This is a genomic window from Halomonas sp. 3D7M, from assembly GCF_014897885.1.
In the GTDB taxonomy this organism is placed as follows: Bacteria; Pseudomonadota; Gammaproteobacteria; order Pseudomonadales; family Halomonadaceae; genus Vreelandella.
This window is the reverse complement of the sequence record NZ_JABUZF010000063.1, coordinates 13,235-27,601: the sequence shown is the minus strand read 5'-3', so window position 1 is coordinate 27,601 and position 14,367 is coordinate 13,235. Positions and strand designations below refer to the sequence as shown.

Annotated in this window: 14 protein-coding genes; 6 read left to right on the top strand and 8 right to left on the bottom strand. The window is 54.6% G+C overall.

The window, feature by feature from the left end:
* Positions 1-19: 19 nt before the first annotated feature.
* The 6 genes from catA to antA all read right to left on the bottom strand — a co-directional run bounded on the left by catA (position 20) and on the right by antA (position 5,248).
* The gene (catA, locus tag INT22_RS02155) at positions 20-820 is read right to left on the bottom strand and encodes a catechol 1,2-dioxygenase (protein ID WP_226912340.1); all 801 of its coding nucleotides are present in this window, start codon (positions 818-820) and stop codon (positions 20-22) included.
* Positions 821-885: 65 nt separating this feature from the next.
* On the bottom strand, positions 886-1,176 hold the full coding sequence (gene catC, locus INT22_RS02150; RefSeq protein WP_089040225.1) for a muconolactone Delta-isomerase: 291 nt from the start codon (positions 1,174-1,176) through the stop codon (positions 886-888).
* A gap of 26 nt (positions 1,177-1,202) precedes the next feature.
* Positions 1,203-2,327 carry a muconate/chloromuconate family cycloisomerase gene (locus tag INT22_RS02145; RefSeq protein WP_193067580.1) on the bottom strand — a complete coding sequence of 375 codons (1,125 nt, stop codon included), beginning with the start codon at positions 2,325-2,327 and terminating at the stop codon, positions 1,203-1,205.
* 7 nt (positions 2,328-2,334) lie between these two features.
* Positions 2,335-3,351, bottom strand: coding sequence for an anthranilate 1,2-dioxygenase electron transfer component AntC (gene antC, locus INT22_RS02140; RefSeq protein ID WP_193059609.1), 1,017 nt, complete (start codon positions 3,349-3,351; stop codon positions 2,335-2,337).
* Positions 3,352-3,370: 19 nt separating this feature from the next.
* Positions 3,371-3,856, bottom strand: a complete 486-nt coding sequence (gene antB, locus INT22_RS02135) for an anthranilate 1,2-dioxygenase small subunit (protein WP_038479649.1) — start codon at positions 3,854-3,856, stop codon at positions 3,371-3,373.
* Between the two features lie 3 nt (positions 3,857-3,859).
* Positions 3,860-5,248, bottom strand: a complete 1,389-nt coding sequence (gene antA / locus INT22_RS02130) for an anthranilate 1,2-dioxygenase large subunit (RefSeq protein WP_089040221.1) — start codon at positions 5,246-5,248, stop codon at positions 3,860-3,862.
* A 292-nt stretch (positions 5,249-5,540) separates the two neighbouring features.
* Here antA and INT22_RS02125 point away from each other — a divergent pair, with 292 nt between their 5' ends.
* Together INT22_RS02125 and INT22_RS02120 are read left to right on the top strand one after the other, a co-directional pair.
* Complete coding sequence (locus INT22_RS02125) at positions 5,541-6,395, top strand: DUF72 domain-containing protein (RefSeq protein WP_193059582.1); 855 nt, start codon at positions 5,541-5,543, stop codon at positions 6,393-6,395.
* Positions 6,396-6,548: 153 nt separating this feature from the next.
* On the top strand, positions 6,549-7,892 hold the full coding sequence (locus tag INT22_RS02120) for a sodium-dependent transporter (RefSeq protein ID WP_193059583.1): 1,344 nt from the start codon (positions 6,549-6,551) through the stop codon (positions 7,890-7,892).
* Positions 7,893-8,025: 133 nt separating this feature from the next.
* On the opposite strand, the gene INT22_RS02115 is transcribed toward INT22_RS02120, so the two are convergent.
* Positions 8,026-8,244, bottom strand: coding sequence for a PA3496 family putative envelope integrity protein (locus INT22_RS02115; protein ID WP_089040218.1), 219 nt, complete (start codon positions 8,242-8,244; stop codon positions 8,026-8,028).
* Between the two features lie 217 nt (positions 8,245-8,461).
* Here INT22_RS02115 and hexR point away from each other — a divergent pair, with 217 nt between their 5' ends.
* The 3 genes from hexR to INT22_RS02100 all read left to right on the top strand — a co-directional run bounded on the left by hexR (position 8,462) and on the right by INT22_RS02100 (position 12,821).
* On the top strand, positions 8,462-9,316 hold the full coding sequence (gene hexR / locus INT22_RS02110; RefSeq protein ID WP_089040217.1) for a transcriptional regulator HexR: 855 nt from the start codon (positions 8,462-8,464) through the stop codon (positions 9,314-9,316).
* A gap of 81 nt (positions 9,317-9,397) precedes the next feature.
* Positions 9,398-11,596 carry a DNA helicase II gene (uvrD, locus tag INT22_RS02105; protein ID WP_089040216.1) on the top strand — a complete coding sequence of 733 codons (2,199 nt, stop codon included), beginning with the start codon at positions 9,398-9,400 and terminating at the stop codon, positions 11,594-11,596.
* A gap of 136 nt (positions 11,597-11,732) precedes the next feature.
* Positions 11,733-12,821 (top strand): TRAP transporter substrate-binding protein, encoded by a 1,089-nt coding sequence (locus tag INT22_RS02100; RefSeq protein ID WP_125753101.1) that lies wholly within the window; start codon positions 11,733-11,735, stop codon positions 12,819-12,821.
* 79 nt (positions 12,822-12,900) lie between these two features.
* On the opposite strand, the gene INT22_RS02095 is transcribed toward INT22_RS02100, so the two are convergent.
* The gene (locus INT22_RS02095) at positions 12,901-13,314 is read right to left on the bottom strand and encodes an acyl-CoA thioesterase (protein WP_083007699.1); all 414 of its coding nucleotides are present in this window, start codon (positions 13,312-13,314) and stop codon (positions 12,901-12,903) included.
* An 84-nt stretch (positions 13,315-13,398) separates the two neighbouring features.
* On the opposite strand from INT22_RS02095, the gene INT22_RS02090 reads away from it, so the two are divergent.
* Complete coding sequence (locus INT22_RS02090) at positions 13,399-14,352, top strand: PstS family phosphate ABC transporter substrate-binding protein (RefSeq protein WP_193059584.1); 954 nt, start codon at positions 13,399-13,401, stop codon at positions 14,350-14,352.
* Positions 14,353-14,367 lie beyond the last annotated feature (15 nt).

The window sequence follows — 14,367 nt, the reverse complement described above, 5'->3', positions numbered from 1 at the left end:
AACGCCTTGGAATGAACGCTTACATACGTTCGGCAGTGACGACCAGCTCTTCACGGGTGGCAAAGGCAAAGTCGTCATAGGTATAGGGATCACCCGCCAGGTTAATCTGAGTGGTCAGGTGCTGGTGGCCCGGGGCGGAGACGAAGTAATGAATATGCGCTGGACGCTGCCCGTGACGTCCCAGGGATTTCAGCACCACATCCGTGGGAGCACCCTCGGGTACGCCGTAGCCGGAGGGGATAATACTACGCGCGGTGTAGCGGCCTTCGCTGTCGGTATAAATCGTACGACGCAGGTTGTACTCAGATTGCGAAGGATCAAAGAAGGAGTAACCTCCATGGGAGTTGGCGTGCCAAATCTCGACCTTCGCGCCAGCAATCGGCGTGCCGTTCACATCACGCACCTGACCGGTCAGCCACATGGTCTCACCGTCGTTATCCTGACTATCGTCCATGCGGGCAAAACCTTCGGCTTCTGGGGCGCCAGCGACATACAACGGGCCTTCAATAGTACGCGGGGTGCCGCTGGTGCGTTTGGCTTCGGCGTCGATAGCGTCTTGGCGCATATCAAGGTAGTGATCAAAACCAAGTCCAGGAGACAGCAAACCAAACTGAGTTTGGCTACCCAGCGAATTGAGCAAATTGACTGCCGCCCAATACTCTTCCTCGGTCACATCGAAGTCATCGATTAGCTTGAACAGATCAGATACCAAGCGATACACAATTTGTTTGGCACGATCATTGCCGCCGGTTTGGCCAAAGCCAGCAACGGTTTTGATGAAGTCTTGCACGTCGGGAGTGTCAAAAATCTTCACGGTCATGGTGAAACCCTCTGTTTGTTATAAGCTGTTGTTATTAATAATAATTAATGTTGCACCTGGGTATATTAGCTATCGTCGTCACGCACTGAAGAGGGGTGACGACACAGCGGTTTGACGCTGATCTCCATATAGGGAAACAGCGGCAAGTTGCTAACTAATGCTTGCAGCTCGGCGTTATCTTCAACGTCAAAGATGCTGACGTTCGAGTAGCTGCCTGCCACCCGCCATAAGTGGCGCCATTTGCCCTGGCGCTGCAGGTCTTGGGAATAGCTCTTTTCAGCAGCCTTGATGTCTGCCGCTTGCTCGGCGGGCATATCCGTCGGCAATTTAACGGTCATTTCTACCTGATACAGCATGGCGCTCCTCCTCGGCTCGTACGCGACTAGTTTTTACGTGAGTAGTGCGTAACCTTGTCTTCATCTAGCGTGATACCCAGCCCTGGCTCTGCCGGTAAGTCGACGCCAAAGTCATGGTAGTTAAGCGGTTTAACGACAATGTCGTCTTTGAGCAGCAGCGGGCCGAACATCTCCGTACCCCAGGCCATTTCTGGTAGCGTTGCCCAGGCGTGGAGTGACGCGGCAGTGCCGATGGTGCCCTCCAGCAAGGTGCCACCGTACAAGCCAACCCCCGCAGCTTGGGCAACATGGGCCAGTTCCAGCACGCCGTACATGCCACCGGCTTTGGCAATCTTCAGCGCGAAGGCACCACTGAAACCGCCGCAGACAAGGTCAAGTCCGTCGCGAGCGTCTTGTACTGCCTCGTCAGCGAGCATTGGCACATTGAAACGGTTAGCCAGTCGGATCAGCCCGGCATGCTCACGAGCAGGAATGGGCTGCTCGATCAGCTCAATACCGGCCTCCTGCAGAGCCTGAATACCGCGAACCGCGGTGGACTCATCCCACGCTTGGTTGACGTCAACGCGCACGCTGGCGCGATCCCCCAAGGCCTCTTTGATGGCCGCCACGTGACGTACATCGTGATCCACCGGATGTGCGCCGATCTTCAACTTAAAGTCACAATGCCGGCGTTGCTCTAAGCTCAACTGCGCTTCGTCGATATCCTTGGCGGTATCGCCACTGGCCAGCGTCCAGAGCACCGGCAAATGTGTTTGGCGGGCGCCGCCGAGCAGCTCGGCCACGCTTAGCCCCAAACGTTTTCCCTGAGCATCGAGCAGCGCGGTTTCCAGCGCCGATTTGGCGATCATATTGCCGCGGATGTGGCGGTTAAGACGGGCGCGTAGCTGATGAATATTGCCTGACGGTTGACCGATCAACAGCGGCGCTAGGTAGGTATCAATATTGCGCTTGATGCTCTCTGGGCTTTCTGGGCCGTAGGCAAGGCCACCAATGGTGGTGCCTTCACCTAGCCCTTCAACCCCATCCGAGTGGCGCATGCGCACAATGACCATGGTTTGGCAGGCCATAGTAGTCATGGAAAGCTTGTGTGGACGGATGGTCGGTAAATCGACCAGCACTGTTTGAATGTCTTCAATAGAGACGCCGCGCATAGAAACCTCAACTAGAGATAAATTTCTCAAAAAACACTCGGCATTCGCCCACCGGATTTTCCTCAAACCAAGTCTTGCTAGCCTCAATCATCGGCGGCGGCCCACATAGGTAGGCATCGAAGGGCTGGGCGAGGAAGTCGAGATCGAAAAGATCACAGACCACGCCCTTGTTGCCTTGCCACGCTTCGGAAGGCGTCATTACAACGGTGCCAAAGGCGAAGTCGGGCAGCGTCTCGGTGAAAGCTTCTAAACGCGCGAGCTCACTGAGATCCTGCTCCTGGGTCACTCCATAGACGAGACGGATCGGCTGCTGGCACTCGCCCTTTTCGGCCAGCTCCTCAAGCATACCGAGGAAGGCAGAAAGGCCTGTACCGCCGGCCACCATCAGTAACGGGCGCTGTACCTCACGGAGATAGAAGGCTCCCAAGGGCGCCTCCAGAGAGATGGCATCGCCCACCTGGGCACAGTCGCGCAGGTAGTCACTCATCACACCGCTCGGCAACAGGCGAATCAAAAAGCGCAGCTTTCCCTCCTGTACCGCCGAGGTGGCAAAGGAGTAGGCCCGCCACTGATCACTACCCGGCACCTCGATGCGAGCATACTGACCAGGCAAGTACGGCAATGCCTGAGTGGGATCGTCGAGGGTGATCTCGAGGATGGCAGCACCATCGGAGACCTGCTCCACGGCACTGACAGTGCCGTTATGCACCTCGGTAGCCACACTGCAGACGTTGGAATCGATATCGAAATAGAAGGAAGCCTGACTGGAGCGCAGGCGAGTCTGGCAAGCCAATACATGCCCTTCGGCGATCTCCTCCTCGGTTAAGGCCTCCTCATCGATATACTCGACGTCGACATCACCGGACTCGCGCAGGCAGCGGCAGGTACCACAAACCCCCTCCCGGCAATCCACCGGCAGATTGACTCCGTGACGCTGAGCGGCATCCATCAGCAGCTCATTCTTATCGACCTTGACGAAGCGGGTGGTGCCGTCCCGAAAGACAATGGCGGCTGTGTTATGCATGACTCGCCCTCCAGCAACATCAGACGTGGTAGAAATCCAAGACGGAATCGATCTTGTCGTTGAGCAGTACCGTGTGCTTACGGGTAATCTTCCAGTCATCGCCATCACCACGCAGCGTGTAGCTGGCCGTGCCGAAGAAGTAGCCGCTCTCACCGAAGCGGTGGAAGTGAGTGACCCAGTTCACCTTAGCCTGCACCTGACCATCATCACGTGGCGCCCAGCGCACGTTATTAATCAGATGCAGCGTGCGGGGCATCGGCGTAGAAGCAGCGGACTTACCAGTACGCAGGCGGAAGATGCGATCCTCAATGCCTGTGCGGTCCGCGTAGTACATCAGCGACATCTCACGCTTCGGGTCCTGGGTGATCTCATGGTCGCCCTTCCACTGAGGGATATGAAACTCACACTCTGGGGCGAACTGGTCTAAATAAGCATCCCAATCCTGGCTGTCACAGAGTTCGGCGACCTGATAGAGAAACTGTTCGATGGATTGCTGCTGGCTCATGACTTATACCTCCTGGAGCTTGAGTGCTTTCTTCTCGAGACCCGCGAGCAGCATTTGCTGCCAGCTGCCGTGCTGGTTGACGTAGAGCCCCTCATGGGTGAACTCGGTTCCGGTGATCACCGGTTTAATCCCAAGCACCTGGCTGTTATGGGTCTCGCCGTACTCCCAGCACTGGTAGCCCCGGGAAATGTCATTCCACTCAGTGGCCCGCGCTTCGAAGCCACGTTGTTGCTCACGGAACTCCACCAGATCATCGGGGGTCCCCATGCCAGAGACATTGAAGAAGTCCTCAAACTGTCGGATACGATTCTCGCGATCAGCATCGGACTCACCTTTCACGCCCAAGCAGAGGCTGATCACTTCCGTCTTGTTCCAAGCCACCGGGCGCACGATGCGCAGCTGGGAACTGATCTGATCCATGAAGAACAAGCTGGGGTAGATATTCAGGTTACGCAGGCGGTGCATGGTCCACTCAGCACGTTCCTGGGGGAGCTGCTCTAGTAGGCGCGGCATCACCGCAGCGTAACCAGGGCGTACCTGGGGGTTAGGCATGTCGCTGAACAACAGGCTGTGGCCGTTATTGAAGGAGAACCAACCATCGTCGGTATCTTTGTCGCCGGCACCTAGCTTGCTGTAATCGAGGGTGTCACCACTGCTACCCTTCTGCTGGGCTTCCAGCTCACGGCGGTGCTGTACGGTGGAAACATAGTTATAGTGCACAGTGCTGACGTGATAGCCATCCAGACCGTTCTCGTTCTGCAGCTTCCAATTGGCGTTGAAGGTGTAACGGGACTCACCGGGCAGCACTTCCAGTTCACCATCCTTCGCCTGCTCGACCATCATGTCGAAGAACAGCGTAGTGTCACCGAGGAACTCCTTGAGACTGACGGTGGATTCTGTGTCCAGACTAATAAAGACGAAGCCACGGTAGCTTTCGATGCGCGCCTGGCTCAGGCCACGGCTGGCTTTGTCGAAGTCTTCGGGATATTCGCTCGGCGCCTTGACCTTGACCAGGCGGCCATCGGACTTGTAGCACCAAGCGTGGAACGGGCAGGTGAAGGTAGACTGGTTGCCCTTGCCAACCCGGGTCAGGGTGGCCCCACGGTGCTGGCAGGTGTTGGCCAGCGCCCGCAGCTCTCCCTTGCCGTCACGAGTGATGATCATCGGCTGACGGCCAGCCTGCATGGTAATAAAGTCGTTCTTATTGGGAATTTGGCTTTCGTGGCAGGCGAAGATCCACTGCTTTTCGAAGATGAGTTCCATTTCGAGATCGAACAGCGCCCGATCGGTGAACATGTCACGAGAAACCCTAAAAACGCCTTCATCGGGGCGGAAGTCGATACAACTCTCGACGAAAGCCTGCCAGTCGGAGGGGGAGCGATATGCAGTCATGGGTCGTTACCTTTTTATTACTTATGAGGTACGTCTAACCCTAGAGGCTTCCCCCAGCCTTCACTATGCAGTTCTTGGAGGAACACTATGCACTTTTTTGCTCATTCTCCGAGAGCAGTACTGATTGGCGCCAATGCTCATCCAAGCCGTTCTTGTCTATTTAATCGTCGCAACAATTTCCTAAAAACAATGCCCTAGAAACAATGTTCTAGAAACAGTGCCCTAGAAAAGCACCTGAACGCTTCTATGAAACAGTTACACTAGTATAAAGATAACCACGAAAGGCCTTAACATGACGCTACCGCTTTACCTTGGTCTGCCCATGTGGGCCAATCAGGATTGGCTTGGCACTCTTTATCCAAGGCATGCCAAAACTGACCTGTTAAGCGATTATTCGGCGGTCTTTTCAAGCGTTGAGGGCAATACAACGTTTTATAGCGGCGCACCAAAGGCAGAAACGGTGGCCGCGTGGGCGCGGCAAATACCGCCTCATTTTCGTTTCTGCTTTAAACTTCCCGCCACAGTCACCCATGACCAGCGTTTAACCCAGCCAGAAAATGCCTGGGCGTTTCTCGAAGCACTCACGCCACTGCATGATCGCCTTGGTCCTACCATGGTTCAGCTACCACGTGATTTTGGCCCTTCGGAGCTGTCACAACTAGAAGCACTACTTGCTCAATGGCCGACCCACTTGCCTTGCGCAGTAGAGGTACGCCACCCCGCTTTTTTCCTTAAAGGAGACGCTGAAAAAGCCCTGAACCGCTTGTTAATAACTTATTCAGCTAACCGCGTGATGCTCGATGTTCGCCCGCTGTTTTCAACACCCGTCAACGACCATCCTGGCCTAGCGCATGCTCAGCAAGAAAAGCCGAAACTCCCGCTACACGTGCTTTCTACAGCAAATTATCCAGTCATTCGCTTTATTGGTCATATTGACAAAACAATTAATAGGGACTACTTCACGCCGTGGACAGACAGGCTCATCCTGTGGATAAGTCAGGGGAAAACCCCTTTCTTATTTGTGCATACTGCTGATAACCGAGCGTCACCAGAACTGGCGCGCTGTTTGTACCATGAAGTTCAACAACGCATCACTTTGCCAGCGCTTGCGTCATTCGCCGACGATAAGCAGAGCCAACTGTTTTGACCGATCTTTTTAGGCTAACTGACTGGCAACCCCCACCATGATCGGATAAATTGCGCGTACTTTCGGAAAATAACGTTAGAACATTTCTCTTTTCCGAAAATCAGCACATTAGGCTTATAACGCCTTATTACAATTAACTAAACAGGTGATTTCATGGCAAAACTTGCACATGCACAGTGGTCATCGCGCATGGGGTTTGTGCTAGCGGCCGCTGGTTCAGCCGTTGGCCTTGGCAACATTTGGCGCTTTTCTTACATGGTGGGCGACAGTGGTGGGGCAGCTTTCGTGCTTGTCTACCTTGCTTGCGTAGCGTTGGTGGGCCTGCCCATTTTGGTGGCTGAATGGATGATTGGTCGTCGTGGCCAGAAAAATCCAATCAACACTATGGCGGACCTAGCAGCCGATCATGGTAAATCCAAGGCGTGGGCGTTAATCGGTGTGAGTGGCGTATTAGCGGCGTTCCTGATTCTGTCTTTTTACAGCGTCATTGGCGGCTGGTCGCTGAACTACACCCTTAGTTCCGTCATTGGAACGTTTAACGGCCAAGATGCTGACGCCATTAGTGGCCTTTTTGGCGGCATGTTGGCTAGCCCGACGACCCTGCTGCTTTGGCATACAGCCTTTATGGCGCTCGTCATTGGGATCGTTGCGCGTGGCGTAACCAAGGGCCTTGAGAGCGCAGCACGACTGTTGATGCCAGCTCTGGTGGTATTAATGCTGATACTGGTGGGCTACGGCATGACCAGCGGCTATTTTGGTGAAGCGCTAGCCTTTATGTTCAGCCCGGATTGGGATGCACTTGACGGCGGTGTTGTACTCGCTGCCATGGGCCAAGCGTTCTTCACCCTATCGCTGGGTATGGGCATTATGATGGCCTACGGTTCCTACCTAGGCGAAGACGTTAACCTGATCAGTACCGCACGCACCGTTATTATTCTGGATACGGCGATCGCGCTGTTGGCGGGCTTAGCAATCTTTCCGATCGTATTTGCTAATGGGCTCAGCGCTGGAGAAGGCCCAGGTTTGATTTTTGTCACGTTACCATTAGCTTTCGGCAATATGGCTGGCGGTACAATTTTGGGCTTGATGTTTTTCTTACTGCTGACCTTTGCTGCCTTAACGTCAGCGATTTCCCTGCTGGAACCGACGGTAGAAATGCTTGAAGAGCGCACTACAATGTCTCGTGTCACCGCTACCTTAACAAGTGGGATTGGCGTCTGGGTACTCGGTGTCGCCGCATTGTTGTCGTTTAACGTGTGGTCTGAGGTGCTTTTCTTCGGCCTTAATATTTTCGATCTACTCGATACGTTTACCAGCAAGATCTTGCTGCCATTAACCGGGCTGGGGGCAATTATATTTGTTGCGTGGTGTTTGAAGCGTGACAGTGTAGAGGCTGAGCTGGGGCTTTCGTCCACAGGCGTTAGCGTATGGAACGTCATCGCGCGCTTTATAGCGCCCGCAGGCGTTATTGCAGTGTTCGTCACAGGGCTACTCTAAACCCTTACTGACAATCAGCACTATTGAGCAGTGCCGCCCTGCGCATGAGCGGGGCGGATCTGCTTCAGCGTCCTACAATCCTTAGGTATACTTTTTGAGCCTACCTTTTAAGTGCACTCTTTAGTGCACTTTTTTAATGCAGTTCGCTCTCTTGCTGCTCGTCATCGTCTGGCATCGGGGCGATATCTCGCGATAACTTCTGAAACTCCCGATGCAGCTCGATGCCCCTACGCGCCCTTAGGCTGCGCTGGGCGGCACTGCGCCGACGCTCAACATGCTCATCCACTTCCATACTCATAAAGATGTCGAGCAGTTCGCTTTTTACCGAGGTGATTCGTTCGACGTTTCTCATAATCGACGTTCCTCCAGGTGAATATGCCTACGTCCACCTGCATCCGTGACGACTGTTTATTTAAATGATGCAGTGCGGCACTTCACTTCTTACTATAACCTACTTGACAAAATGATGACGAATCCAGCTGAAATGCCCTAACGGCATTTAAACGCATGAGTCAATCGCATTTATACTGTGTCTGCATAAGTACTAAAGAGAATTTAAGGAGCTTAATGTGAGCCGCGCCCTGTTCGATGAAATGAGACGCCGCATGGAGCACTTTCGTCGCTCCGAGCAAAAGGTTGCGCGGTTCGTACTGCGCAACCCAGACGAGGTCATCCATATGCGGATTGTCGACCTCGCAACAGAGGCTAAAGTTAGCGAGCCCACCGTCGTGCGCTTCTGTCGCGCACTCGGCTGTAATGGGTTTCAGGACTTTAAACTCCAACTTGCCCAGATGCTGGCCAGTGGTAGTCAGTTTGCCCAGTTCTCGATGAACGATAGCGACTCGGTTGCCGAATTTTCCCATAGCATTTTCGACTCCACCGTGGGCACACTTTTATCGGTGCGCGACCGGCTTGATAATGATGCCCTCGGGCGTGCAGTCAACGCTCTCGCCATGGCAAACCGCGTTGAGTTCTATGGCTTTGGGGCCTCCGGTGCCGTGGCTTTCGATGCCCAGCACAAGTTCTTCCGCCTGCAGATATCGACCTCCGCTTATGCGGACCCGCATATGCAAAATATGTCGGCGGTCACGCTAAAAGAGGGTGATGTGGTGGTCGCCATCTCACAAACTGGCCGCACTAAAGCACTGGTCGCTAGCGTTCGCTTAGCGCGCGAAGCAGGCGCTACCGTTATTGGCCTGTGCCCGAGTGACTCACCGCTGGCCGGCGAAGTGAGCCTGCCGTTGTATATCGATGTGCATGAAGATACCGAAATCTACACGCCGCTTAGCTCACGAATCGCCCATTTGGTGCTTATCGACGTCCTCGCCGTTGGCGTTGCCAAAACGCGCGGCCCGAGGCTTGCTGAGCAGCTAAAAGCCGTCAAAAAGAGCCTGAATACGCTGCGTTACCCTGAAGAACCGTAGCTGTCCATTCGACTGTATGCACAGCCAGTTCACTGGCTGTGCTAAACTGGCCGCCCATTTTTCGAACCGGCAGCGGCTTATATGGACGACGTCACGGCGATACTTGATCAGCTCAACCCTGCCCAGCGCGAGGCAGTAAGCGCACCCCAGGGTAACTTACTGGTACTGGCGGGTGCCGGATCCGGTAAAACCCGCGTGCTGGTTCATCGCATTGCTTGGCTAATGCAGGCCGAAGGGCTTTCGCCGTATGCCCTGCTGGCGGTCACGTTTACCAACAAGGCCGCGCGGGAAATGCGCACTCGTCTGGAAGCCCTGCTGAGCATCTCCATGCGCCATGTATGGGTTGGCACGTTTCACTCTATTGCTCATCGCCTACTGCGCACTCACTGGCAGGATGCCCGGCTGCCACAGCACTTCCAAATCATCGACTCCGATGACCAGTTACGGCTGGTAAAACGGATGCTCAAAGATTATTCCATCGATGATGAGCGCTTCCCGCCCCGCCAGGTGCAAGGCTTTATCTCTGGCTGCAAAGAGGAAGGACTTCGCCCCCACCAAGTCAACGTGGACGGCGATGGTTATCTTGGCCAGATGGTAGAGCTTTATGAGCGCTACCAATTTATCTGCGAACGCGGCGGCTTAGTGGACTTCGGTGAACTGCTACTGCGCAGCCTAGAACTGTTGCGTGACAACCCGCCGTTGCTAAATCATTACCGCGAGCGCTTTGGTCATGTATTGGTCGATGAGTTTCAGGACACCAATACGCTGCAATACGCGTGGTTAAAACTACTCACTGGGCTACAAACACCGATGACCGCCGTCGGTGACGATGACCAGTCAATTTACGGTTGGCGCGGCGCCAAAGTGGAAAATATTCGCCGCTTTGAGGAGGAGTTCCCTAACACTCACACCGTACGCCTAGAGCAGAACTACCGCTCCACAAGCGCGATTCTGGAGGCCGCTAACACGCTGATCAGTCATAACAGTGAGCGGCTGGGTAAAAACCTATGGACTGACGGTGTCGAAGGCGACCCTATTTCTGTTTACGCCGGGTTTAACGACTTAGAAGAAGCCCGCTATATCGTCGATACCATCAAAGAAAAGGTCGATGAAGGGTTTAATCGCCGCGATGTTGCCATTCTTTACCGCTCCAATGCTCAATCGCGCTTACTGGAAGAGACGCTGATCCGCCAAGGTATGCCCTACCGTATTTACGGGGGGCACCGCTTTTATGAGCGCTTAGAGATCAAAAATGCCCTAGCGTACCTGCGCCTACTGCTTAATCGTGATGACGACGCCTCTCTGGAGCGCGTGATTAACGTGCCTACCCGCGGGATAGGCACCCGTACGGTAGAGATTGTGCGCCACCGTGCCCGAGAACAAAGCATTTCTCTGTGGCAGGCGCTGCACGATGCCATTCAAGACGGCTCGCTAAAAGGCCGTGCAGCCAACGCGGTGCAGACATTTGCCAACCTCATTGAGCAATTAGACAACGATGCATCTGGCCTGCCGCTGCATGAAATTATCGACCACATCACCACGCATACCGGCCTGATCGAGCATCACAAGAGCGAGCGCGGCGAAAAAGGCCAAGCGCGCGTGGAAAACCTGGAAGAGCTGGTGACAGCTGCGCGCGCCTTTACCCATGGCGATGCCTTCGAGACCCCTGAGGCAGGCGAAGGCATGGCAGCGCTGGAAGCATTTCTTTCCGAAGCGGCACTTAATGCCGGCGACCATGAAGCCGATGAGTTTGAAGACAGCGTGCAGCTGATGACCCTGCACTCTGCTAAGGGCTTGGAGTTTCCCGTGGTGTTTATTGCCGGCGTTGAAGAGGGCCTGTTTCCTCATAAAATGTCGATCGAAGAGCCAGGGCGGCTCGAAGAGGAAAGACGACTTTGCTATGTCGGCGTTACCCGCGCGATGCAGAAACTCTACCTGACCCATGCCGAAACCCGCCGCCTGCATGGCAAAGAAGTATTCCCCAGGCCATCGCGCTTTCTACGCGAACTTCCCCCCCATTTATTGGAAGAAGTCCGCCTACGTGGCCATATTTCCCGCCCCGTTACCGCTTCACGCTCAAGTTTTGCGCAACAGCGGGTTGAAAGCGACGGCGACCTACCTGCCCTGCATGTTGGCCAGCGGGTAATGCATCCGGTGTTTGGCGAAGGCATCATTTTAAACGCGGAAGGTGAAGGTGCCCGCGCCCGCGTACAGGTCAGCTTTGAAGGTGAAGGGGTGAAATGGCTCGTACTAGGGTTTGCCAAACTCACCCCACTTTGAGCGGTGTTAACGTAAGCGTAAAGCTGTAGGCGGGTACTTGCCGATTAAAACCTGCTTAGCGCATACTGGCTGATGGACACTGCGCTCACTGCGCGTTAATAAAAAAACATCAGATAATTTCGGAGTTATGCCCGCCATGCAACGCCGCCAATTTCTAAAAACCGCCGGCTTCGGTGCCGCCGGTGTCGCTGCTGCGCCTTTTGTTTCCACTGCTAGCGCCAACGAAACCTACACCTGGGATATGGTGACCTCCTGGCCGAAAAACTTCCCAGCGCTTGGCACAGGTGCCAATGACTTCGCGCGTCGGGTCGAGCAGCTCTCCAATGGCCGCATGCGCATTCGTGTACACGGTGCTGGTGAGCTTGTGCCTGCACTTGAGGTGTTCGATGCGGTCGCTGCGGGTACCGCAGAGATGGGGCATTCCGCATCCTACTACTGGCGCGGCAAGGTCGCGGCCTCACAGTTTTTCACTGCTGTGCCGTTTGGCATGAACACCACCGAAATGAATGCGTGGCTGTATAACGGTGGCGGCCAGGAACTGTGGGATGAAATCTACGCCAACCACAACCTGAAGCCTTTCGCTGTCGGTAATACCGGCACGCAAATGGGCGGCTGGTTCAAAAAAGAGATTAACTCCCTAGACGATATGCAGGGCCTAAAACTTCGCCTGCCAGGCCTTGCTGGCGAAGCGATGAACGGCATTGGCGTCAGTACCGTCACTATGGCGGGCTCAGAAATCTTCACCTCGCTGCAAACCGGCGCACTTGATGCAGCGGACTGGGTCGGGCCTTACAATGATATGGCGTTTGGCCTTCACCAAGTAGCGGATTACTACTACACCTCCGCCTGGAACGAGCCGACAGCCGTACTGGAAGGCACGGTCAATTTAGACGCTTGGAATTCCCTGCCAGAAGATCTGCAAGACGTTATCCGTGAGGCTGCGCGCGCCTCTAACCTCGCCATGATCAGCGAATTTGCCTTCCGTAACGCTCAGGCATTGGAAACGCTGGTCGATGAACATGGTGTTCAACTGCGTACCTTCCCAGACGACGTGATGGCAGCGCTGTATGAATCTTCAAAAGCCGCGATCCAGCGCCAAGTAGACAGTGACGAAGAGTCTCGCCGTGTTTATGACTCTTACTCAGCCTTCCAGAAATTACTGCGCCCATTCAGCGATGTCGGCGAATACGCCTACCTGAAAAACCGCGACAATGTCGGCGTCTAGGAATTTCGCCAACTTTTAGTAGCGACACAACAAAGGGCGCCAAGGCGCCCTTTTGCGATGTTAATGGTCAACCAATCTCTCAGCTATGCACCGCACGGATACGCCCATTATCATCCAACGCTACCATCACAAAACGCGCTTCGGTGACTTTCTGCCGCTCTTCCAAATGGCGACCCTGAGGTGGACGCACCCATACCTCAACATCAATCTTAATTGAGCTATGGCCTATTTCCCGCACGCAGGTATAGACACTTACCATAGAACCCACGCGTACCGGGCTTAAAAAATCCATCGCTTCGATAGCCACGGTCGCTGTGCGACCGCCTGCCTCTCGGCCCGCGGCTAATTCGGCGGCTTGATCCATCTGATTGACTAACCAACCCCCCGGAATATCACCATAGAGATTGGTATCTTGCCGAGAAGCCAGTAACTTTAAGGTGAGCTGCCCCTGCGGAGCAGGTACATCGTCCAAATCGGTGTCCAGCGGTGTCATAAGGTGGTCGCTTCAAAAGGTTATTGTTGTGATGTTGCTGCATCGCAATAGGCTGGTAATAGTTAATCACAAGAGGGGTGTCGTTTGAAGCGTTACAATTTACGACGTGTGAGCAAACATCAACTGCTACTGCTTCTGACTGGCTGGCTTTTAATGGCAGGCACGCTTGCCTGGGGGCAGCCAACTTCGGTGAGCGGCACGTTAGGTGCCGTCGGTTCTGACACCATGGCAGGCTTAGTGCTGCGCTGGGGCGAAGCCTTAAGCGCCCGCCACCCGGATATCAACCTGCAATTTCAGGCCGGCGGCTCAGCCAGCGCGCCAACTGCCTTAGTGGCTGGCACCACTCGCCTAGGGCCGATGTCACGTCCCATGACCCATGCAGAACGCCAGCAGTTTATTGACCGCTACGGTTACCCACCGCTTGAACTTCGTGTTGCTCGGGACGCATTAGTCGTGGCGGTACATCGCCATAACCCATTGGATACCCTGACACTCCAACAAGTCGATGCGATTTTTTCAACTAGCCTCGCTTGCGGTGCCCCCCACCCCATCCGGCGCTGGAGTACGCTGATCCCGGCGACGGATTGGCCCTATGGCCAAATAGCCCTGCATGGCCGTAACCTAGCGTCAGGTACTCATGGCCTCTTTCAGGCAAGAGCCCTGTGCGATGGCGAGTTCCGCCTAGATATCAGTGAACACCCAGGCTCATCGGCGGTCATTGCTGCGGTAGGAGAGTCCTTCAATGCCATGGGCTATGCAGGCTACAACCATTTAAACCCAATGGTGCGCGCACTGCGCCTAGTCGATGAATCCGGCGCTGCCGTTGCGCCCAACGAACGCTCTATTCAGCAAGGAAAGTACCCATTATCACGCGATCTCTATCTTTACGTTAACCTGCCACCCGGCGAGTCATTGCCACCTGTGGAGCAAGCCTTCCTGACACTTATCTTTTCCGAAGAGGGTCAGCAAATTGTCAAAGCAGCTGGCTTTGTGCCGCTGCCCAATCACCTGCGTGATGCTCAGCGCCAACACCTGTGAACTGTCATTTAATTG